This is a genomic window from Azorhizobium oxalatiphilum, from assembly GCF_014635325.1.
In the GTDB taxonomy this organism is placed as follows: Bacteria; Pseudomonadota; Alphaproteobacteria; order Rhizobiales; family Xanthobacteraceae; genus Azorhizobium; species Azorhizobium oxalatiphilum.
The window spans coordinates 855880-876258 of sequence record NZ_BMCT01000001.1 but is presented as its reverse complement, the minus strand read 5'-3'; the positions used below and the strand labels follow the sequence as shown (position 1 = coordinate 876258).

Annotated in this window: 19 protein-coding genes and 1 tRNA gene; 6 read left to right on the top strand and 14 right to left on the bottom strand. The window is 68.6% G+C overall.

What is annotated here, in order from left to right:
• Positions 1-9: 9 nt before the first annotated feature.
• Genes IEW24_RS03935 through IEW24_RS03920 form a run of 4 tightly spaced genes read right to left on the bottom strand, consistent with a single transcriptional unit; the run spans position 10 to position 2835 of the window.
• Positions 10-1272 carry a CCA tRNA nucleotidyltransferase gene (locus tag IEW24_RS03935; RefSeq protein WP_188575595.1) on the bottom strand — a complete coding sequence of 421 codons (1263 nt, stop codon included), beginning with the start codon at positions 1270-1272 and terminating at the stop codon, positions 10-12.
• Positions 1269-1529 (bottom strand): DUF6111 family protein, encoded by a 261-nt coding sequence (locus IEW24_RS03930; protein ID WP_188575593.1) that lies wholly within the window; start codon positions 1527-1529, stop codon positions 1269-1271. The genes IEW24_RS03935 and IEW24_RS03930 overlap by 4 nt, the downstream gene beginning before the upstream one ends.
• Positions 1526-2197: a CoA pyrophosphatase gene (locus tag IEW24_RS03925; protein WP_188575591.1), complete on the bottom strand. Its 672-nt coding sequence runs from the start codon at positions 2195-2197 to the stop codon at positions 1526-1528. Before IEW24_RS03925 ends, IEW24_RS03930 begins: the two co-directional genes overlap by 4 nt.
• Positions 2194-2835: a DUF1285 domain-containing protein gene (locus tag IEW24_RS03920; RefSeq protein ID WP_188575589.1), complete on the bottom strand. Its 642-nt coding sequence runs from the start codon at positions 2833-2835 to the stop codon at positions 2194-2196. The genes IEW24_RS03925 and IEW24_RS03920 overlap by 4 nt, the downstream gene beginning before the upstream one ends.
• 279 nt (positions 2836-3114) lie before the next feature.
• On the opposite strand from IEW24_RS03920, the gene IEW24_RS03915 reads away from it, so the two are divergent.
• From IEW24_RS03915 to IEW24_RS03895, 5 genes are all read left to right on the top strand, one after another.
• Positions 3115-4119 (top strand): AAA family ATPase, encoded by a 1005-nt coding sequence (locus IEW24_RS03915; protein ID WP_188575587.1) that lies wholly within the window; start codon positions 3115-3117, stop codon positions 4117-4119.
• Between the two features lie 4 nt (positions 4120-4123).
• Complete coding sequence (locus IEW24_RS03910) at positions 4124-5071, top strand: DUF58 domain-containing protein (protein ID WP_373869999.1); 948 nt, start codon at positions 4124-4126, stop codon at positions 5069-5071.
• A 46-nt stretch (positions 5072-5117) separates the two neighbouring features.
• The gene (locus IEW24_RS03905; protein ID WP_188575586.1) at positions 5118-7940 is read left to right on the top strand and encodes a DUF4159 domain-containing protein; all 2823 of its coding nucleotides are present in this window, start codon (positions 5118-5120) and stop codon (positions 7938-7940) included.
• 64 nt (positions 7941-8004) lie between these two features.
• Positions 8005-10071, top strand: coding sequence for a hypothetical protein (locus tag IEW24_RS03900; RefSeq protein WP_188575585.1), 2067 nt, complete (start codon positions 8005-8007; stop codon positions 10069-10071).
• Positions 10072-10266: 195 nt separating this feature from the next.
• Positions 10267-11019 carry a hypothetical protein gene (locus IEW24_RS03895; protein ID WP_188575582.1) on the top strand — a complete coding sequence of 251 codons (753 nt, stop codon included), beginning with the start codon at positions 10267-10269 and terminating at the stop codon, positions 11017-11019.
• A 24-nt stretch (positions 11020-11043) separates the two neighbouring features.
• On the opposite strand, the gene IEW24_RS03890 is transcribed toward IEW24_RS03895, so the two are convergent.
• The 7 genes from IEW24_RS03890 to IEW24_RS03860 form a co-directional block, all read right to left on the bottom strand.
• Positions 11044-11382, bottom strand: a complete 339-nt coding sequence (locus IEW24_RS03890) for a DUF6968 family protein (protein ID WP_188575580.1) — start codon at positions 11380-11382, stop codon at positions 11044-11046.
• A 68-nt stretch (positions 11383-11450) separates the two neighbouring features.
• Positions 11451-13388 (bottom strand): acyltransferase family protein, encoded by a 1938-nt coding sequence (locus tag IEW24_RS03885; protein WP_188575578.1) that lies wholly within the window; start codon positions 13386-13388, stop codon positions 11451-11453.
• A gap of 230 nt (positions 13389-13618) precedes the next feature.
• A complete protein-coding gene (locus IEW24_RS03880; protein ID WP_210324122.1) occupies positions 13619-13873 on the bottom strand; it encodes an NINE protein in 255 nt (84 codons plus the stop codon).
• Between the two features lie 237 nt (positions 13874-14110).
• Entirely contained in the window at positions 14111-15127 is a 1017-nt protein-coding gene (locus IEW24_RS03875; RefSeq protein WP_188575574.1) for a TRAP transporter substrate-binding protein, read from the bottom strand.
• 68 nt (positions 15128-15195) lie between these two features.
• Complete coding sequence (locus IEW24_RS03870; RefSeq protein WP_188575571.1) at positions 15196-16011, bottom strand: ABC transporter permease; 816 nt, start codon at positions 16009-16011, stop codon at positions 15196-15198.
• Positions 16008-16925 (bottom strand): ABC transporter permease, encoded by a 918-nt coding sequence (locus IEW24_RS03865; protein ID WP_188575569.1) that lies wholly within the window; start codon positions 16923-16925, stop codon positions 16008-16010. Before IEW24_RS03865 ends, IEW24_RS03870 begins: the two co-directional genes overlap by 4 nt.
• A 35-nt stretch (positions 16926-16960) precedes the next feature.
• Positions 16961-18133, bottom strand: coding sequence for an ABC transporter ATP-binding protein (locus tag IEW24_RS03860; RefSeq protein WP_188575567.1), 1173 nt, complete (start codon positions 18131-18133; stop codon positions 16961-16963).
• Positions 18134-18555: 422 nt separating this feature from the next.
• Between IEW24_RS03860 and IEW24_RS03855 the strand changes: the two genes are divergently transcribed.
• A tRNA-Thr gene (locus IEW24_RS03855) sits at positions 18556-18630 on the top strand.
• A 179-nt stretch (positions 18631-18809) separates the two neighbouring features.
• Here IEW24_RS03855 and IEW24_RS03850 read toward each other — a convergent pair.
• The 3 genes from IEW24_RS03850 to IEW24_RS03840 all read right to left on the bottom strand — a co-directional run bounded on the left by IEW24_RS03850 (position 18810) and on the right by IEW24_RS03840 (position 20355).
• A complete protein-coding gene (locus tag IEW24_RS03850) occupies positions 18810-19010 on the bottom strand; it encodes a hypothetical protein (protein WP_188575564.1) in 201 nt (66 codons plus the stop codon).
• A 32-nt stretch (positions 19011-19042) separates the two neighbouring features.
• A complete protein-coding gene (locus IEW24_RS03845) occupies positions 19043-19255 on the bottom strand; it encodes a Trm112 family protein (protein WP_188575562.1) in 213 nt (70 codons plus the stop codon).
• A gap of 197 nt (positions 19256-19452) precedes the next feature.
• On the bottom strand, positions 19453-20355 hold the full coding sequence (locus IEW24_RS03840) for a MurR/RpiR family transcriptional regulator (protein WP_188575561.1): 903 nt from the start codon (positions 20353-20355) through the stop codon (positions 19453-19455).
• Positions 20356-20379 lie beyond the last annotated feature (24 nt).

Here is a 20379-nt window from a genome sequence, read left to right as displayed (position 1 = left end):
AACGGGGGGTCATGCGTCCCGTTCATCCGCGCGGCCCGGCTCTCCCGCAGGAGTCAGTGTCGCGCGGATGATACGGTCGATATCATCGGGCTCTGCCGGGAAACCGGCCGAGACCCAGTCCGCGCGGGCACGCGCCAGCGTGGCGCCCAGCATCGGTCCCGGCTTCAGACCCTGTGCCATCAGGCGGCCCGCGGTGATCGGGCAATCCGGCGGCTGCCAGTCCGCCGCCATGCGCGCCAGCGGCGCCGGATCGCCCCCGCCACGGGCAGCGGCGATCAGCAGCCGGTCCAGAAAAACCTCCGCACCCACGCCGTAGAGCACCTGTCGCGCCACGCCGTCCGGCATGTCCGGAGAGACCATCGGTGCACCGGTCAAAGCCAGCAGCCGGGCCTGTTCCGCATTGGAAAGCCGCAGTCGGTCCCGCAGCCGCTCCGCATCCTCGGTGATGCGCACCGCCAGTCCGCCGAGCCGCCGCACGGCCACGGGCGCAAGGCCGAGCGCCGTCTCCAGCGCCGCCAGCCGGGCGAAGCCGGGAAGGTCTGCCACGCCGCCGAGGATGCGCCCGAGCAGGCCGGCGTCGCTCATCTCCACCAGCGTGGCGGGAGCGCCCACCGCCACCACCAGCTTCAACATCTCCGCCCGCACCCGCTCGCGTGACAGCCGGTCCAGCCCCTCGCGCTGCCGCACGCAGGCCAGCAGCGCCGGGCCGTCCACGGGGCCGTTGCCATAAGCGGCATGAAAGCGGAACAGGCGCAAGATGCGCAGATGATCCTCGCGGATGCGCATGCCCGGATCACCGATGAAGCGCACCCGGCGGGCCAGCAGGTCCGGCAGGCCGCCGACGGGATCGTAGAGGCGGCCTTCGGCATCCGCATATAAGGCGTTGAGCGTGAAGTCGCGGCGCGCCGCATCCCGCGCCCAGTCGCGGCCGAAGCGCACCACCGCGTGGCGGCCGTTGGTCTCCACATCCTCGCGCAGGCTCGTCACCTCGAAGGGCGTGCCTGCACTCACGAGCGTCACCGTGCCATGGGCGATGCCCGTGGGCACGCTTTTGAGCCCCGCCGCCCCGGCCCGGCGCACCACCTCCTCCGGCGTGGCGGTGGTGGCGAGGTCCACGTCATGCACGGGCACACCGAGCAGCGCATTGCGCACGGCCCCACCCACAACCCGCACTTCTTCGCCGGCCCCGTTGAGCGCGGCGAACACGGCCTTCAGGGCGGGCGTCTTCAGCCACGGCGCATCGGCAATGTGGCGATCGTCAATCGCGCTCATCGATAGGAGCCGGGCACGAACTTGCCGTCCTGCATGTGTGCCGGCACATAGACGCTGCCGGGCGGCGCGCCCCGATCCCATTCGAAGACATAGAGGCCCGCCGCCACCAGGAGCACCGCCAGCACGGCGCAGATGGCGAGCGCCCGCGGCGACCAGTGCTGCGGCACCACGGAGCCCTTCAGCGCCAGCAGGATCAGCCCATAGGCGATGAAGGGCGACAGGAAGAGCGCGGTTTCCACCAGCACGGTCCTGATCATGCGTACACCCGCTCATACAGGTTGCGGAGCAGGCCGGCGGTGACGCCCCAGATGAACCGGCCCTCATAGGGCATGGCATAGAACTGCCGCTTGACCCCGTCGCGCATGAGCGACTGGCGCTGGTGGTTGGCCGGCGTCATGAGAAAGGACAAGGGCACCTCGAACGCTTCCTGCACCTCGGCCGGATTGAGGGTGAGGGCGTAATCGGGCTGAACCAGCCCCACCACCGGCACGATCCAGAAATGGGTGCTGGAGAGGTAGCCGTCCAGAAAGCCCAATGGTCGCACGAGAGATGCGGCCAGACCCACCTCCTCGCGCGCCTCGCGCAAGGCGGTCGCCACCTCGTCCTTGTCCTCCGGATCCCGTCGTCCGCCGGGAAAGGCGATCTGGCCGGCATGGGCGGAAAGGGTCGTCGAGCGCAGCGTGAGCAGCACCGTGGGCTCGGGGCGCGCCACCACCGCCACCAGAACCGCCGCCGGACGCGGCGGCTTGTCGTTCACTTGTCCGTGGCCACCAAGGGCATGGTCGCCATTCAGCGTGGCATGGCTATCCGCCGCATAGGGTGCGGGGGGCACCTGCGAGAGGCGGGCGGCGGCACGGGCGAGAAAATCGTCCAGCGCGCGCGGAGCCTGAGCGGAAGAGGCTTGTAGAGGGGAAGAGGCGGTCATTGGCCTGCAAGATCGAGAGCGGACGCGGGCATCATAGGGTAGAAGGCGGCCCCCGACGCCACACCGAACATGGGGATGCCATCCGCTTCCCGCACCTCCCCCCGCTCCACAAGATCGAGGAAGACCGCGCGGGTGAGGCGCGCCTCCAGCCCGTGGCGCACATGCACATAGGGCCGGACCTCGCCCTCCCCCTCGCCGGGGACGAAGCGCAGGTCATGGCCGGGGCCGCAGCGCACGAGGTCATCGAGATTGGTGCGGAACACCAGTTCGGCGCCGCCCTCGCCCGCGTCCACCGCCATCTCCACCGCGAGAAAGGGGGTGTCATCCACGCGGATGCCGATCTTCTCCACCGGCGTCTTCAGCACGTAGCGCTCGTCCTCACGGGTGAGCACGGAGGCGAACAGCCGGACGAGGGCCGGGCGGCCGATGGGCGTGCCCATATAGAACCACGTACCGTCAGCGGCGATGCGCATGTCCATGTCGCCGCAATCGGGCGGGTTCCAGCGCTCCACCGGTGCCGGACCGCGCCCGCCGGTGGCCTTGACCGCCGCCATGAGCGCATCGAGGCGGCCGGACGCCGCGCCGGCGCTCGCTTCGCGTTCCTCTGCCCGGCCCTGCGGCCGCTCCTGCTCGCCCATGTTGTGCCCGCTTCCTCGCGATGACGTGAGACGCGTTCTCCACCGCACCGCAAACGGATGCCTCGACGCGGAGCCAACTTATCGTAAGCTGGTTCTTCCGGCAGGTTGCAGCCGGAGGATTCTGTCCCGAACGGATGAACCTCTCCGCAGCCCTGTTCGGTTCCGGGCCTCGTGTTGCCGTGATTGGCAGCGAGTCTCCCGGCAGAGACACCCGCCCTCGGACGCCGCACCGGCGCCACGGCGGCATGTAAGACGCATCTGGTGAAGCGGAGATACGGCATGTCGGCACCGAGCGAAACCTTCGATCTGGACCAGATGATCATCCGCAACGCGGAAACTGCCGCCGCCAACGTTCGCACGGCGCGCACCGCCATCTCCTCGGTGATCTTCGGCCAGGAAACGGTGGTGGATCAGGCGCTCGTCACCATTCTCTCCGGCGGCCACGCGCTGCTGGTGGGCGTGCCCGGCCTTGCCAAGACCAAGCTGGTGGAGACGCTCGGCACTGTGCTCGGCCTCGATGCCCGCCGCGTGCAGTTCACGCCCGATCTCATGCCCTCCGACATCCTCGGCTCGGAAGTGCTGGAGGAGAGCGCGGGCGGCACCCGCGCCTTCCGCTTCATCCGTGGCCCGGTGTTCGCCCAGCTTCTGATGGCCGACGAGATCAACCGCGCCTCGCCGCGCACCCAGTCGGCCCTCCTGCAGGCCATGCAGGAATATCACGTGACGGTGGCCGGCGAGCGGCATGACCTGCCGAAACCCTTCCACGTGCTCGCGACCCAGAATCCGCTGGAGCAGGAAGGCACCTATCCGCTGCCCGAAGCCCAGCTCGACCGCTTCATCATGCAGGTCGACGTGGACTATCCCGACCGGGACGCAGAACGCCGCATCCTGTTCGACACCACGGGCGCGGAAGAGACCAAGCCCCGCGCCGCCATGAGCGTGGAAGACCTGATGGCCGCCCAGCGCCTCGTCCGCCGCCTGCCGGTGGGCGAATCGGTGGTGGAGGCCATCCTCACCCTCGTGCGCTCCGCCCGCCCCGGCACCGGCGAGAGCGACGAGCAGCGCTTCATCTCCTGGGGCCCCGGCCCCCGCGCCTCGCAGGCGCTCATGCTGGCGGTGCGCGCCCGCGCTTTGCTCGACGGACGCTATGCCCCCTCGCTGGACGACGTGGTGGCCCTCGCCGAGCCGGTCCTGAAGCACCGCATGGCGCTGACCTTCGCCGCCCGCGCGGAAGGCCAGACGGTGGCCGGCATCATCCGCCGCCTCGCCGCGAAGCTCGGCTGAGCCCGTGGCGCTGCGCCCGAAGGAGACACAGGAGACGGCGACCGACACCGCCGTGGGCATCGCGCGCCTGTCCCACGAGGCGTCGGTGCTTGCCGCCGCCATGCCGCGTCTGGTGCTGGAAGCCCGCCGCATCGCCGCCGCCGTGCAGCACGGCGTCCATGGCCGCCGCCGCTCCGGCGCGGGCGAGAACTTCTGGCAGTATCGCCGCTTCACAGACGGCGAGGCCGCCGCACGCGTGGACTGGCGCCGCTCGGCCCGTGACGATCATCTCTATGTGCGCGAGCGCGAATGGGAGGCCGCCCACACGGTATGGATCTGGCCGGACCTGTCCGCCTCCATGGACTATGCCTCGGAGAAGCTGGACACCAAGCGCCACCGGGCGCTGCTGATTGCCTTCGCGCTGGCCGAGCTGCTGGTGAAGGGTGGCGAGCGGGTAGGCATTCCCGACATCCTGCGCCCCACCGCCAGCCGCCGCATCGTCGAGCGCATGGCGGAAGCGGTGCTGCATGCACCAGCCCTGCCCGGCAGCCTGCCCCCCGCCTTCCACCCCTCGCCGCTCTCCGAAGTGGTTCTGCTGGGCGATTTCTGGAGCCCCACGGCGGAAGTGACCGCCCGCATCGATGCGCTGTCCGGCGGTGGCGCCCACGGCCATGTGGTGCAGATCGTCGATCCGTCCGAAGAGACCTTTCCCTTCACCGGCCGCGTGGCTTTCCGTGAGCCCGAGGGTGGAGCGGAGATCACCGTGGGCCGGGCCGAGACGTGGCGCGCGGACTATGAGACCCGCGTTGCCCTGCATCGCGAAGCCATCCGCGCCGCCGCCAGCCGCATGGGCTGGAGCTTCCAGGTCCACCGCACCGACCGGCCGGCCAGCGACCTGCTGCTGGCCCTTCACATGCGGATGGGCGCGGGCGGGGCGGTGACGCCGGCCCCCACCGGGGAGACCGCCGCATGAGCTTCGTCCCCATCCAGACACCCGACCCGCGGAGGATCTCTCCCGCATGATGGGCCTGCCCCTCAGCTTTGCCTCTCCGCTGCTGCTCACGGCCCTGCTGGCCCTGCCCGCTTTGTGGTTCCTGCTGCGCGTGGTGCCGCCGCGTCCGCGCGAGATCGCCTTTCCGCCCACCCGCCTGCTGTTCGACATCAAGCCGAAGGAAGAGACGCCCGCGCGCACCCCGTGGTGGCTGACGCTGCTGCGCCTGCTGCTCGCCGCCCTCGTCATCTTCGCCGCCGCCGGCCCGATCTGGAATCCGCCCGCCGCCGCCCCCTCCTCCAGCGGCCCGCTGGTGATGGTGATCGATCAGGGCTGGCCCGCCGCCTCCTCATGGGCGCAGCGTGTCTCCACCGCCAACGGCCTCATCGACGAGGCCGCCGCCAACGGACGCGGCGTCGCCCTCATCCCCACCGGCGACGTGCCGAAGGACGCCACTTTGCTTCTGCCTGCGCAGGCCCGCGAGCGCCTGCGCTCGCTCAGCCCCGTCTCCTGGGCCCCGGCCCGCAAGGAGGCTCTGGCGCTGGCCGCCAAAATCATGGGCGCGCAGTCCGACGCCGGCCTTGTCTATGTGAGCGACGGCGTGGACCTCGCCGCCGATCCCGACCTCGCCCAGCAGCTTGCGGCGCTGAAGGGCAGCCGCCCGCCGCTGGTGGTGACAGGCGGTGTCGCCTCCCCGCTGGCGCTCGCCGCCCCCGACAATGCCGCCGGTGCCCTCACCGTGAAGGTGCTGCGCCCCGATGACGGCCCGGCCCGCGCCGGTGCGGTGGAAGCGCGCGACCTGCGCGGTCTTGCGCTCGGCGAAGCCCCCTTCGCCTTCCAGCCCGGCGCGCGGGAGACGCTCGCCACCTTCAATCTGCCGGTGGACATCCGCAACGAGGTGTCACGGCTCGAAATCGTCGGCGAGCGCTCGGCGGGCGCGGTGCAGTTGCTCGACAAGCGCTGGCGCCGCCGCACCGTGGGCGTCGTTTCCGGCGCCTCCGCCGATACCGGCCAGCCGCTGCTCGCTCCCACCTATTATCTCGCCCGTGCCCTTGGCCCCTTCGCGGATATCCGCCTCGGGGAAGCCGGCGCGCCGGCGGAGAACATCAACCGCTTCCTCGACCAGCGCGTGCCGGTGATCGTGCTCACCGATGTGGGCACCATCCCGCCCGCCACCCGCACGCGCCTCGTGAAGTTCATGGAGGACGGCGGCGTGCTGGTGCGCTTCGCCGGCCCCCGCCTTGCCAATGCGCAGGACGACCTACTGCCGGTGCGCCTGCGCCGGGGCGGCCGCACGCTCGGCGGCTCGCTCTCATGGGAAACCCCGCAGGCGCTGGGCAGCCTCAGCCCCGACGGCCCCTTCCGCGACATGAAGCTGCCGAACGACGTGACCGTGACCCGGCAGGTGCTGGCCGAGCCCGATGGCAATCTCGGCGAGCGCACCTGGGCCGCGCTGGCGGACGGCACGCCGCTGGTGACGGGCACCGCGCGCGGCAAGGGCATGGCCGTGCTGTTCCACGTCACCGCCGACACAAGCTGGTCTAACCTGCCGCTTTCCGGCACATTCGTGGACATGCTGCGCCGGGTCATCGCTCTCGCCGACACTGCCGCCACCACCGATGAGGGACGCGCCGACGCCACTGGCGCCCGCGCCTCCGCCCCGGTGACCACCATTCCGCCGAGCCGCCTGCTGGATGGCTACGGCGCCTTCTCGCCGCCCGGCCCCACCGCCCGGCCGGTGCCCGCCACCTTCTCCGGCCGCGCCAGCGCCGAGCATCCGCCCGGCTTCTACGGCCCGCCGGACGGCCTGCTGGCCGTGAACGCCTTGCTGCCCGACGACACGCTCGCCCCGCTCGACCTCTCCGCGCTGGGCGCCACCGCCGCGCCCCTGAGGGAAGCCCAGCCGCACGATCTGCGCGGGATCGTGCTCATGACCGGCATGGCCCTGCTGCTGCTCGATGCACTGGCGGTGCTGTTCCTCTCCGGCGGGCTGAAGCGCATGGGCCGCCGCCCCGCCGCCGCCGCTGTGTTCGCCATGGCTCTGGCGCTGGGCGCGGCCGGATCGTTCACGCCGAGCCCGGCGCGGGCGGACGCGGCCTCGGACTTCGCGGTCAAAGCGACCTCGCAGACCCGTCTCGCCTATGTCTCCACCGGGGACGCAGAGGTGGACGAGATCAGCCGGCAGGGGCTTCAGGGGCTCACCACCTTCCTCGCCCAGCGCACCGCTTTGCAGGCGGGCGATCCCATGGGCGTGGACATCTCGCGCGATGAACTCGCCTTCTTTCCCCTGCTCTATTGGCCCATCCTCGCCAATGCGCCGGTGCCCTCCCCCGCCGTGCTGGCGCGCATCGACGCTTTCATGAAGCAGGGCGGCACGGTGGTGTTCGACACACGCGATGCGCTGGAGACCCCGCAGGGCAGCACCGGCCCGCTCTCGCCGGCCAGCGCCCGGCTGCGCGAGATCCTCTCCGGGCTCGACATTCCCGAACTCTCGCCGGTGCCGCGCGAGCACGTGCTTACCAAGGCCTTCTATCTGATGAAGGACTTTCCGGGCCGCTTCACCGGCGGCACCACATGGGTTGAGGCCCTGCCCGCCGCCGCAGACGGCGACGAGCGCCCCGCACGGGCAGGCGACGGCGTCTCGCCAGTGATCATCACCGCCAACGATCTGGCCGGCGCATGGGCGGTGAGCACCAATGGCGATCCGCTGCTGCCGCTCACCCCCGGCGAGCCGCGCCAGCGCGAGATGGCCTTCCGGGCCGGTGCCAACATGGTGATGTATGTGCTGACGGGGAACTACAAGGCGGATCAGGTGCATGTGCCCGCGCTGCTGGAGCGGCTGGGACAATGAGGGCATCTGACATCCGCTTCGGGATCATGCGGGGGCGCATCGATCTGGTCTGCGAAAGGCGCGCATGAATTACGGCCTTGCTTTCGAGCCCTTCCTTCCCTGGCCCGCGCTCGGCGCGGTGGCGCTGGTGGCGCTGGTTCTGGCCGGCCTGCTGCTCTTTTCCCGCACGCGCGGCGCGCTGGTGCGCTCCCTTGCGCTGCTGGTGGGCCTGATCGCGCTGTCCAATCCCTCGCTGACGCGCGAGGAGCGCGAGCCGCTGTCCTCCGTGGTGGCGGTGGTGGTGGACAAGAGCGCCAGCCAGAATTTCGGCGAACGCACACAGCAGACGCAGGCCGCCACCAAGGCGCTGGACGAGCGGCTGAAGCGCATTCCGGGCCTTGAGATCCGCACGATCGAGGCCGATGCCCGCGACGGCGAGACCGATGGCACGCGCCTGTTCTCCGCTTTGTCTGCCGGCATCGCAGACGTGCCCCCGGAGCGGGTGGCGGGGGCCATCATGATTACAGACGGGCGCGTGCATGACGTGCCCGAACAGATGACCGCGCTGGGCTTTTCCGCCCCCGTGCACGGCCTCATCACCGGGCGCGCGGGCGAGCGCGACCGGCGCGTGGCGCTGGAGAAGTCGCCGCGCTTCGGCATCGTCGGCCAGCGCCAGAGCCTCACCTTCCGCGTCACCGATGAGGGTGCGCCGGCCGGTGCGCGCGTCGGCGTCACCGTGCGCCGCGACGGCGAGGTGATCGCGACGCCCGTCGTCACCGCCGGACAGAGCGCGCAGGTGGACGTGGAGATCGCGCATGCGGGCGCCAACATCGTCGAGCTGGAGGTTCCCCCGCTCGAAGGTGAGCTGACGCCCATCAACAACCGCACCGCCGTCTCCATCGACGGCATCCGCGACAAGCTGCGGGTGCTGCTGGTCTCCGGCGAGCCGAACGTGGGCGAGCGCACCTGGCGCAACCTGCTGAAGAGCGACGCCAATGTGGACCTCGTCCACTTCACCATCCTGCGTCCGCCGGAGAAGCAGGACGGCACGCCCATCAATGAGCTATCGCTCATCGCCTTCCCGACGCGCGAGCTGTTCCAGACCAAGATCCGCGATTTCGACCTGATCATCTTCGACCGCTACTCCCAGCAGGGCGTGCTGCCGCAGGTCTATTTCGACAATATCGTGCGCTACGTGCGCAACGGCGGCGCGCTGCTGGTGGCCGCCGGCACCGACTTCGTGGACACCGGCTCGCTGTTCAACACGCCGCTCGCCGAGATCCTGCCCGCCGCCCCCTCCGGCGAGACCACGGAAGCGCCCTATGTGGCCCGCCTCACCGACCCCGGAAAGCGCCATCCGGTGACGCGCGGCCTGCCGGGCTCGGAGAGCGATCCGCCGCACTGGAGCCGCTTCTTCCGGGTGGTGGATGCCGACCCCCGCTCCGGCGTCACGGTCATGGGTGCGCCCGGCGACAAGCCGGTGCTCCAGCTCGACCGGGTGGATCAGGGCCGCGTGGCGCTGCTGCTCTCCGATCATTTCTGGCTGTGGGCGCGCGGCTATGACGGCGGCGGCCCCTATATCGACCTGCTGCGCCGCCTCTCCCACTGGCTCATGAAGGAGCCGGATCTGGAAGAGGAGCGCCTGAAGCTCTCCACCTCCGGCCGCGATCTCGTGGTGGAGCGCCAGACCATGGGCGACACCGTGCCCAACGCGCAGGTGACGACGCCCTCCGGCGCGGTGCGCAACCTCACCCTGACGCAGGCCGAGCCCGGCCTGTGGCGCGCCACCACGCCGGCCGACGAACTCGGCCTGTGGCGGGCGGTGAACGGGCAGCTGACGGCGCTTGCCAACATCGGCCCGCTCAATCCGAAGGAATATGAGCAAGTGACCAGCACGCGCGACTGGCTCACCCCCATCTCCACCGCCACCGGCGGCGGGCTGTGGCGGCTGGCCGATCTCAACGGCTCCGTGCCGCGCGTGGTGGCGGTGTCCTCCGGCGAGCGGCTAGCGGGCGAGGACTGGATGGGCCTGCGCACCCGCGAGGTCTCGGTGGTGCGCGGCATCGGCCTGTTCCCGCTGTTCGCGGGCCTCACCGGCCTGCTGCTCCTGCTCGGCGTGATCACCGCCACGTGGGTGCGAGAGGGACGCTGAGGCGCCCATTTGGTCCGCGAAGGGCACCAGGGCGCCCTTCGCGGCAAAAAACCTCTGCCCCATGAACGCCCCTTTGGGCGTGTAGGCAGGGTGGGAGCGCCGCAGATGGCGTACGGCAGGCGCAGGACGCCTCCATCCCGCACATGATCGGCCGTCACGGCCGGTCCCCCTCCACAAGACCGAAAGGAGAGGCGCATGCCCGACACCTTCCGTCTTGACGACGTTAAGACCTATCTCGATCCTTCCGCCGTGCTCCTCACCGCGGACCATGCCGACGCCATGCCGCGCCTGCCGGCCTATTGGCAGCCCTATCTCTCGCCCGACCACGGCACCCGCATGGCCCACCTCAAGGGGGAGCTGTCCGAGCTGGGCGCGGTGCTGCCCAAGGCGGCCGTCGCCACGCTGGAGATGACGCGCGACGTCTTCCTCGTGCGCTATCAGGATGCCCGCCACGGCCCGCGCATCGCGCGCATCTACAATCAGGCCTCATGGGACGATGCGGAGGGCGAGCAGCTCTATTCCGCCATCTCCCGCGCCCCGCTACCCGCTGAGCATCTGAACAGCATGGAGCGCGCCTTCCTCGATCGCGCGCCGCCCCATCTCACCCGCGTCTATCGCGAGCTGTTCGACGGCTTCGAGAGCATATTGGGCGGCGGCGGCCTCTCCCATCTCGGCGGCCTGCACACGCTCGCCGAGCTGGGCGATGCCTATGGCGAGCAGGACTGGTACGCGGATTTCATCGCCGGACATGATCCGGCGCTGGTCTATGAGGTCTACAGCAATGGCGGCGGCGTCAACATCCTGCTCGACCTCAACGCCCCCGCCCGCGCCAAGGCCGAGGAGCCGGTAGGCATCCTCGTGGACGTGAAGGACCGCACCTTCCAGCCGGACATGGAGATGTGGGATCTGATGGACACCATGACCTCCATCAGCGTGAGCGGGAAGTAAGGCGGGCGGCGGCGACGCGAGACGTCAGAGATACTTGGCGTCGTCGCCGAACAGCATGTCGCGGATGCTCCTTGGGACGGGAAAGCCATAGCCGATCCAGTCTCTCCAAGGCTGGAGCTCGCCATCCTCGTGATACGCGCTCGTATAGAGTTCAGCTCCGATCATCCCCAGCGCGATAAAGATGGCCTGAACGGAGTCGGCCCCGGCCGCATCCATGACCTTGATGCCGTGAGGCCAGTCGATCTCATAGCGGCACAGCCACGCGCCCGCGCGTTCCTTGGGCGCATGAATGCGGATTTCGACGTCGGTAATGTTGTCGTCATCCCCCCAGAGCTGAAGGGTCCGTCTCGCGATCACGTCCATGCTGCACCTCCGGCGATGCTAAAGCATAGCCGCAGCTACACCCACAGGCGGGATGCATAGCCTACCCGTCAGGACTTCTTTTCGCTCGTCTCCGCCCGTTCCAACGCGCCCTTGAGCAGCGGCACCAGATGCAGGGAGCCGGGGCGGTTCATGTGGCCGGCGTCGATATAGGCGAGGCCGCCGTCCGGCACGGTGGGGCGGCACAGCTCCGCATCGCAGAAAGCCGTACGCGGCAGCACCAGTTGCGTGCCCGGCACGGCATCGGCAATCTCGCGCAGGGCGGTCTCGACCGGCGCGGCATTGCGGGCGGCGAGCGCTGCCGGCAGCAGGCATGTGCCTTCGTCGAGGCCGAGGAAGCGGCGGCGCAGGATGCAGCGCGCGCCACCCCCGCCCCCGAAGTCCGGCGGCGGGCCAATCAGCACCACGCTTTTGCCCGCCTGCCGCAGCAGAAGCACGGCTGTCTTGAGGCCGGTCATGGCGCTGCCGAAGCCCGGACCGGGCAGCCACAGGCCGCCGATGGCCACCACCTTCACCTGCGGGTCCTGCGCCAGCGCGGAGAGGGTTTCCGCACGGAAAATCTCGCAATCCTGCGCTTCCACGCTGCCGCCCGGAGGGTTCGGCGCCTGCGGCGCGCAGCCCGCCTTGGTCTCCTGCAACAGGCCGAAACCGCCATCGCGGGCGATGGCATCAAGTGCCGGGGCGTGATGGTTGGCGAAACTGTCGCCCCAGAGGGCGATCACTGGCTGTTCGTCTCCCGCCGCGCCGAAGCGGCAATGGGTGCCGGCCGGGGCCAATCCCGGGCCCTGCAAACAGGCGCGGGTGGCAGGCCAGATGTCCTTCAAGCCCGCTTCCGCCGCGCGATAGGCGGCGCTCGCCCGCTGCGGCAGGCCACCCGTCTCGCCCATGAGGAAGCCCAGGCCGGCCAACGCCGCCAGCGTCAGCACACCGGCCCGCACGCTCTTCCACTCCAGCACCCGCGTCACCTGCCCGTGGCGGCGGAAGGGCGCCTCAACGAAGCGCCACGTCAGCGCGGACAGCGCAACCGCCAGCACCACCAGCAGCGTGCCGGCCAGAAGGCCCGGCTCATGCCCGGCGTGGAAGCGATAGAGGCCCAGAATGGGCCAGTGCCAGAGATAGAGCGAATAGGAGATGAGCCCGATGGCGGTGAAGGGCCTCAATCCCAGCAGCCGCCCCGCCAGCGTCTGCCGCCCCTCCTCGCCTGCCCAGATGAGCAGCAGCGCACCGCCCGCCGGCAGCAGAGCGGCGAGGCCGGGAAAGACGGTCTTGGTGGTGTAGAACGCCAGCGCCGTGCCGATCAGCGCGAGGCCGAGAAGACCCGCGGCCTCGGGCAGGAGGCGCCCGCGCAGGCGCGGCAGCAGGCCGAGCGCCAGCACCGCGCCGAGCAGCAGCTCCCAGGCGCGCGAGGTGAAGTTGTAGAAAGCGTTGTTGGGCCGCAGGTAAGCGTTCTTGCTGGCCAGATACAGCGAGCCGATCAGCAGCGCCCAGATGATGGGGCCGCGCCAGCGCTTCAGGCGCGGATGGAACAGCGCCAGCAGCGCCACCGGCCAGAACAGATAGAACTGCTCCTCCACCGCCAGCGACCAACTGTGCAGCAAAAGCTGCTCCTCCGCCCCCGGCGCGAAATAGCCGGCAGTGGCGAGAAAATGCCGGTTGGCGAGGAAGAGCGAGGCGAATTGCAGCGACCGCCCGAAGGTGTCCAGCATCAAGGGCGGCAAGGTCGCCAGCGCCACCAATGCGGTCGCCAGCATCACCACCGCATAGGCCGGCACGATGCGGCGGATGCGCCGGTCGTAGAAGGTCAGGAAGCTGAAGCGCCCCGCCGCCATCTCGGACGCGAGGATGGAGGTGATGAGATAGCCGGAGATGACGAAGAAGATGTCCACGCCCACGTAGCCGCCCGGCACCAGGCGCGGGTCCACGTGGTAGAGCACCACGGGCACCACGGCGAGCGCGCGCAGGCCGCTGATGTCTGCCCGGTATCGCATGCGGGGAAATGATCCTGCGCGGGGCGCGCCGGCGGCCGGGCCGCTGGCACGCGAGGGAACCTGTCGGCAGGTTCGAGCGCGCAACGCCTCGCGCCCGGCGCTCCCGCCGCATGCGCGACAGGTCAGCCGGGGTCACGAGGGATCCTGGTCCCTCTCCCACCACGCAACCGCTTGTAGAGAAGACGATCCGGCCCGTCACCCCCGGTGGCCGGGCAGCCGGTGGACGGGGCTCAGCGCGTCCCGGCGTCTCCATTGCGCGCACGAACCATGCGCGGAATGAGAAACAGGTCGGCGATGTACCAGACCATGGCCGGCGGCAGCAGGAAGAGCTGGAAATCGTTCGACCGGATGATCAGGGGCAGCAGCAGCGTGGTTGCGCCCAGCGCCGCCTGGATCTGCGCCGAGCGGGTGTAGCCGAGATAGAAGCGGTGAAAGCCGAAGATGCCGCCCCCGCCCATGAGGTGCAGCAGATAGGCGATGAGCATCGACTTCTGCCCACTCCCCCATGCCGAGGGGCGGGCTGTGGAGTCGGGCGGCGCCGGAGCGTCCAGCGAATAGGTGTTTCGACTGCCTGCGTTGGGGATCCGCACCATTCAGCCATTGCTCCGGAAACGTTCGTTTCCCCTGTTATATCAGAGCTTTGGGAGGGATTGCACCCCAACCTACCGAAGCACCGTCCGGCCTGAACAGGGCCGGACGGTCTCTCTCGAAGCGCCAGAGGCTCAGCGCGCCGGCTTGAAGCCGTCGAGCACGGCGACCGCCTCGGCCCCGGCCGTGGTGCGCCACTGGGCGATGGGCTTGGCGGCGGCGGCGCGCAGCAGATCCATCACGGCGGCGGGCGGCGTCTCGTCGATGGTGACGCCATTGTCGCGCATGCGCTTGTAGTTGGTCGCCACGCGCCCCTCCATGGCCTTCCACTGGCCGGCGGTGGTGGTCTCGCCGGCGCGCAGCACAGCGGCCTGCGTGTCCTTGTCCAGCGCGTCGAACGCCGCCTGAGACACGGTGCCGAAGCTCAGCGGCACCGCATAGGTGATCTGCGAGAAGTTGCGGGTGTAGTTCCACAGCTCCCGCCCCGCGCCGCCGTCGCCCGAGGAGAGCACGGCATTGTATTCGCCACTCTTCAGCTTGGGCATGAGGTCGGCGAAGGACACCACGGCGGAGACATCGGAGGTGGCGGTGAAGACCTCCGCGCTGGTCTTGTCATAGGTGCGGATCTTCAGCGCCTTGAGCGCGGCAGGGCTGGAGACCGCCTCTGCCGACCAGATGCCGCTCGGCGGCCAGGGGGTCACGAACAGCAGCTTCTGGCCGCGCTTGGCGAACTCGGCCTCATAGAGGGGCTTGGCCGCCAGATAGAGCTTCTGCGCCTCATCCGCGGAGGCGGTGACGAAGGGCAGCGAGGACAGCAGGAACAGCGCCCCCTCATCTCCCAGTGCGCCGCCGAAGCTGTTGGCCATGGCGAACTTGCCCTCGCTCACCGCCTTCAGCTGCTCCTTGGAGCGCAGGCCGGACTTGGCGTCGGGGATGGGCTTGATGGCCAGCTTGCCGGCCGTCTCCTTCTCCACTGCCGCCGCAAAGGCCGTGTCCGCCTGCCCCGGAATGGCGGAGGCGGGATACTCGTCGATCAGCTCCCAGGTGACGGGCGCCGCCGCCTGCTGGGCGGCTGCGGGCAGCACCGCAGCTGTGGCGAGACAAAGCGACAGGAAGCCGCCGCGAACGGCGCGGGACAGGGACAGACGCATGACAACTCCTCAACGAACAGCACTGGAGGGACGGCGATGAAAACGTGAAATGAAACGACCGGCGGGCTTCACCCGCGCGCCGCCAGCTCCTCCCGCCGGCGCAGCGCTTCCTGGCGCTTGGCGAAGAGGGAGGCGGCCAGCACGATGACGGCGACGATGCCGATGAGGATGGAGCAGATGGCGTTGATCTCCGGCGTCACCCCCATGCGCACCTGCGAATAAATGCGCATGGGCAGCGTGGTGGCACCGGGGCCGGTGGTGAAGCTGGCGATGACAAGGTCATCCATGGAGAGGGTGAAGGCCAGCATGAAGCCGGAGATCACCGCCGGCAGGATGAGCGGCAAAGTGATGACGAAGAAGGTCTTCAGCGGCGTGCAGCCGAGATCGAGCGCCGCCTCCTCCAGCGAGCGGTCGAAGGTGATGAGGCGCGACTGCACCACCACCGCCACGAAGCACATGGTGAAGGTGATGTGCGCCAGCGTCACCGTCCAGAAGCCGCGTTCCAGCCCCATGGCCACGAACAGCAGCAGCAGCGACAGGCCGGTGATGACTTCCGGCATCACGAGGGGCGCGTAGGTCATCCCCGAGAAGACCGTGCGCCCGGGAAACCGCCCGTAGCGGGTCAGCGCGATGGCCGCCAGCGTGCCGAGCACGGTGGCCACGAGCGAGGACAGGAAGGCGATGCGCAGCGTCACCCAGAAGGCGTCGATGAGCTGCTCATTCTGCCACAGCTCCACATACCACTGGGTGGAGAAGCCGGCCCACACGGTGACGAGGCGCGAGGCGTTGAAGGAATAGAGCACCAGCAACAGGATGGGGATGTAGAGAAAGGCGAAGCCCAGCACCAGCGAGGTGACATTGAACCAGGAGAGGCGGCTGCTCATTTACCCGCCTCCAGCTGGCGCGCCTGAATGTTCTGGTAGATGACGATGGGCACCACCAGCACCACCAGCAGCAGCACCGCCACCGCCGAGGAGGCGGTCCACGAACGATTGGCGGTGAATTCGGTCCAGAGCGACTTGCCGATCATCTGCGTGTCGGAGCCGCCCAGAAGATCCGGGATCACGAACTCGCCCACCGCCGGGATGAAGCACAGCAGCGCCCCCGCCGCGACACCGGGCAAGGAGAGCGGGAAGGTGATGCTCCAGAACGCCTTGAAGGGCGGGCAGCCGAGATCCTGGGCCGCTTCCAGCAGGGTGCCGTCGAGCTTCTCCAGCGCGGAATAGAGCGGCAGCACCATGAAGGGCAGATAGGAATAGACGATGCCGATATAAACAGCGAGATCGGTGTTGAGCAGTTCCAGCGGCTGGTCGATCAGCCCCAGCGTCATCAGGCCCTGATTGAGGAAGCCCTCCGGCGAGAGGATGCCGATCCACGCATAGACGCGGATCAGGAACGAGGTCCAGAACGGCAGGATCACCAGCATCAGCAACGCCGGCTGGACCCCCTTGGGCGCCCGCGCCATGGCATAGGCGATGGGATAGCCCACCAGCAGCAGCAATGCCGTCGAGATGGAGGCAATCACGAGGCTGGAGCCATAAGCTTCGACGAAGCCGTTATCCCAGCCGAGCACATAGCCGTAATTGTCCAGCGAGAGCTGGGAGACGAAATCCTTGAAGCCGGCCCAGCCCTGCGCGAGATCGAACACCGGGGTATAGGGCGGCTGGGCCAGCGCATCCTGCGACAGGCTGATCTTCACCACGATGAGGAACGGCACCAGGAACAGCGCCAGCAGCCAGAGATAGGGGATGGCGATCACCAGAAGGCGGCCCCGGCCCGTCGATCCCGCTCTGGCCATGTCCCCCTCCCTTTCCGCCTGTCTCCGTGCCCGGCTCAACGCGTCAGCACCACGCCCGCATCGGGCGCGAAGGTGACGCGGACCTTGTCCTCCCACGTGATGGGCCGCTCCACGAGACGGGAGACGTTCGGCTTCGAGACCTTGATCCGCGTGCCGCAGGCCAGTTCCACATGGTAGACGGAGAGATCACCCAGATAGCCGATGTCCCAGATCACGCCCTCGAAGGCGTTTTCAGGCAGCGGCCCGGCCTCGGCCTCCTTGAGTTCCACCCGCATCTTCTCTGGCCGGATGGCAAGGAAGACGGTGTCGCCCGCCGGCACGCCCAGCCCCTGCGCCACCCTGAGCGGGGCTGGCGTCTTCTCGCAGGCCAGCTCCACCTCGTCCGGACCGGCGGCGACCACCTTCGTCTCCAGCAGGTTCACGTCGCCGATGAAGTCGGCGATGTAGCGGGTGGCCGGCTGCTCGTAGATGACCGCCGGAGGGGCCACCTGCACCAGTTCGCCATGGTTCATGACGCCGATGCGGTCGGCCACGGTCATGGCTTCCTCCTGATCGTGGGTGACGATCAGGAAGGTCATGCCCAGGGACATCTGCAGGTCCATGAGCTCGAACTGGGTTTCCTCGCGCAGCTTCTTGTCCAGCGCGCCCAGCGGCTCATCCAGCAGCAGCACCTTGGGGCGCTTGGCCACCGAGCGGGCGAGCGCCACCCGCTGGCGCTGGCCGCCGGAGAGCTGGTGCGGCTTGCGCTTGGCGAAGCTCTCCAGCTTTACCAGCGCCAGCATCTCCTCGACGCGGGCCTTGATGTCGGCCTTGGCCATGCCGTCCTGCTTCAGACCGAAGGCGATGTTGTCGGCAACGGTCATGTGCGGGAACAGGGCGTAGGACTGGAACATCATGTTCACCGGCCGCCGGTAGGGCGGCACGCCGGAGATATCCTCGCCGTTCAGCGTGATTCGCCCCTCGGTGGGCGCCTCGAAGCCTGCCAGCATGCGCATGAGCGTGGTCTTGCCGCAGCCGGAGGGGCCGAGCAGCGCGAAGAACTCGCGCTCATAGATGTCCAGCGAGACTCTGTTGACGGCGGTGAAGGCGCCGAAGGTCTTGACCACATTCTCGAAGCGGATGAGGGGCGTGGCTGCGGGATTGTCCCAGGGCGCGAACGTGCGCCGTACGGCGCCGATCGTCTGCGTGCGCCCCTGATCCGCTGCCATGCAAGCCCCCCTGCTGCGCCAAAGCCAAGGCTAGAGCACGTTCCGGTCAGATTGCAACGCAAACTGACCGGCAAAACGTTCTCCATCAAAGTGCGGGAGACGAATTCGGCGATCAGGTTGCGTCCATCTGATCGGATCCGGCCCTTCTCCAGCGACCCTGCGACCGCTCAAACGCTGTGCAGGACCAAAAAGGCGGCGCTTGCGACGGATGAGTGGGTGTGGCCCAGACCTGCCCCCGGCACAAGCGGCCAGTTTTGCACAATCAACAGGTTGATCACAGCTTCGAGGCAGCTTCGGGCAGAGCGGGCTTGCGCCCACCATCTGCATGTGGCAAGGAACCCCCCGCTCGGGACGCTTTGGCGCCTGAGCCGATCAGCCACCTGCTTCGGCAGGGCCTGCTCCGGCAGACAAGGCGATCCATTGCTGCGGTAGCTCAGTGGTAGAGCACTCCCTTGGTAAGGGAGAGGTCGAGAGTTCAATCCTCTCTCGCAGCACCATCTAACTTCCTGAAAAAACAAATGGAAAACCGGTCTGGCATTAAAGGCCGACGTCCCCCCTTTCGCCCTCCCCTGGCGCGCGGAACATGGGGCAACATCCGCAACGCGCTGTGCAGAATTTGCGCACTGTTTCGGACGTGGTCAGGCGCCTCTGATGCCCGCGCCTGGACAGCCAAACTCTAGCCGCCGCGTGGCCGCAGCAGATCGTTCATATAGGTCGAGGTGCGGTTGACCATCCCGCTGCCCGACACAAAAACGATGTTTCCGTCGGCAGCGGCGGTGGTGCCACCGGAAACGGCGTCGAGCGCCTCGTCCGGGAGGGCAACCGGCGCATCCGCCTTGGGTGGGGGTGCGGGCGGGGTGTGGTCTTGATCGGCCATTGCAACCTCCGGAGGGACAACAAGCGGGCGATTCAGTGTTTCACTTTGCTCTCTTCGATGCGACGGGCCTCGTCGGCCAGCATGATCGGGATGCCGTCGCGAATGGGATAGGCGAGGCGGGCCGAGCGGGAGATGAGTTCCTGCCGGTCGCGGTCATAGTCCAGCTGGCCCTTGGTAATCGGGCAGACCAGAACTTCCAGCAGCCTGGGATCGACCTCGTGGCCGGGGCGCTGGGTGTTGGGCATCGCCTTCCCTCATCGCAGGCGCCGCGCGCCGCTTCGGCAGTACCATATCGGCGGGCTCCCGGCGCTCCAAGTGCTTATCGCTCCGGGACGGACCCTCGCGGGAACGGCTTGCGGCATTGCAGGGACAGTTAAGCCGTCCCCGCAGGGAATGTGTGGTCCCTAGTCCATGACCAAGACTGTGAGGACCACGCGGCACATCAGCGGACCCGCCGCTTCAGCCAGGATTTGTCGAGTGCGCCACGCAGGGCGCCAAAGGTCCGGAGCGAATCGACGGCACTGCTCTTATCGCGGGAGGCAAGGGCCACGATCATCGCCTCGACAAGCACAAGCGTCGCGCCATGCATGGCAAGATGATCGGCCCTGCCCCGAGCAACAGGAAGCAATTCCGCGATACGACCATCCAGCGTGCCCAGGCTGTCGCTGATAAGAATGGTCGGGACGCCGAGCTCATCCGCGCGGTCGAGAGCAACGGAGACCTCCCGATAGATCGGAGCATAGGCGAGCATGAGCACCGCATCCCCGGCCTCCATCTCCTGCAGCTTGTCAGCCAAGCCGATCCCGCTGCTTGAGAGCGATGAACTGCGAAGCCCGATCCGGTTGAACTGCATGGCCGCATATTCCGCGATGCAGCCTGAAGGACCGATGCCGAACACATGGCGCCGCCTCGCTGTGAACAGCGTGTCGACCGTACGCTCGAAGGCCGCCCCGAATTCCGGCGACGCCATGGAGTTCACGCTGGCGTAATGCTCCTTCAGAACGTGCGTCAGCGCGCTCTCCGATGCGGCACTCACATCCTGAAGCGTCCTGGCCAGCCGATCCGCAGGTGCCGGCCCGGTGATGTCCGAGAGGATCGCCTCCCGCAGACCGGCGAGGCCGTCGAAGCCGAGAGACCGTGCCGTGCGCACGACGGTCGCATCGCTGGTTCCGGCCTTCTCGGCAATCTCCGCCGCGGAATTCAGCAGCACTGTCGATTTCTGATCGACGAAGAACCGCGCCATGCGCTGCTCCGCCGGCCGCAGATGCCCCATGGCGCCTGCGATCCGAGCCTCGAATGCCGGCGGCAAGGGAGCGCCCCGCTCCGGCTTCTTCGTTGCGCTCATTCGGCTGACTTCACGATTCGATCC

What these genes read in the sequence shown, in the direction of transcription:
- IEW24_RS03900 (WP_188575585.1), top strand. Translation starts at nt 8,005, where the DNA reads ATGAATTACGGCCTTGCTTTCGAGCCCTTCCTTCCCTGGCCCGCGCTC.
- IEW24_RS03895 (WP_188575582.1), top strand. Translation starts at nt 10,267, where the DNA reads ATGCCCGACACCTTCCGTCTTGACGACGTTAAGACCTATCTCGATCCT.
- IEW24_RS03870 (WP_188575571.1), bottom strand. Translation starts at nt 16,011, where the DNA reads ATGAGCAGCCGCCTCTCCTGGTTCAATGTCACCTCGCTGGTGCTGGGC.
- IEW24_RS03845 (WP_188575562.1), bottom strand. Translation starts at nt 19,255, where the DNA reads ATGCCCAACACCCAGCGCCCCGGCCACGAGGTCGATCCCAGGCTGCTG.
- IEW24_RS03875 (WP_188575574.1), bottom strand. Translation starts at nt 15,127, where the DNA reads ATGCGTCTGTCCCTGTCCCGCGCCGTTCGCGGCGGCTTCCTGTCGCTT.
- IEW24_RS03860 (WP_188575567.1), bottom strand. Translation starts at nt 18,133, where the DNA reads ATGGCAGCGGATCAGGGGCGCACGCAGACGATCGGCGCCGTACGGCGC.
- IEW24_RS03885 (WP_188575578.1), bottom strand. Translation starts at nt 13,388, where the DNA reads ATGCGATACCGGGCAGACATCAGCGGCCTGCGCGCGCTCGCCGTGGTG.
- IEW24_RS03915 (WP_188575587.1), top strand. Translation starts at nt 3,115, where the DNA reads ATGTCGGCACCGAGCGAAACCTTCGATCTGGACCAGATGATCATCCGC.
- IEW24_RS03840 (WP_188575561.1), bottom strand. Translation starts at nt 20,355, where the DNA reads ATGAGCGCAACGAAGAAGCCGGAGCGGGGCGCTCCCTTGCCGCCGGCA.
- IEW24_RS03930 (WP_188575593.1), bottom strand. Translation starts at nt 1,529, where the DNA reads ATGATCAGGACCGTGCTGGTGGAAACCGCGCTCTTCCTGTCGCCCTTC.
- IEW24_RS03890 (WP_188575580.1), bottom strand. Translation starts at nt 11,382, where the DNA reads ATGGACGTGATCGCGAGACGGACCCTTCAGCTCTGGGGGGATGACGAC.
- IEW24_RS03905 (WP_188575586.1), top strand. Translation starts at nt 5,118, where the DNA reads ATGATGGGCCTGCCCCTCAGCTTTGCCTCTCCGCTGCTGCTCACGGCC.
- IEW24_RS03925 (WP_188575591.1), bottom strand. Translation starts at nt 2,197, where the DNA reads ATGACCGCCTCTTCCCCTCTACAAGCCTCTTCCGCTCAGGCTCCGCGC.
- IEW24_RS03920 (WP_188575589.1), bottom strand. Translation starts at nt 2,835, where the DNA reads ATGGGCGAGCAGGAGCGGCCGCAGGGCCGGGCAGAGGAACGCGAAGCG.
- IEW24_RS03880 (WP_210324122.1), bottom strand. Translation starts at nt 13,873, where the DNA reads ATGCTCATCGCCTATCTGCTGCACCTCATGGGCGGGGGCGGCATCTTC.
- IEW24_RS03865 (WP_188575569.1), bottom strand. Translation starts at nt 16,925, where the DNA reads ATGGCCAGAGCGGGATCGACGGGCCGGGGCCGCCTTCTGGTGATCGCC.
- IEW24_RS03850 (WP_188575564.1), bottom strand. Translation starts at nt 19,010, where the DNA reads ATGGCCGATCAAGACCACACCCCGCCCGCACCCCCACCCAAGGCGGAT.
- IEW24_RS03935 (WP_188575595.1), bottom strand. Translation starts at nt 1,272, where the DNA reads ATGAGCGCGATTGACGATCGCCACATTGCCGATGCGCCGTGGCTGAAG.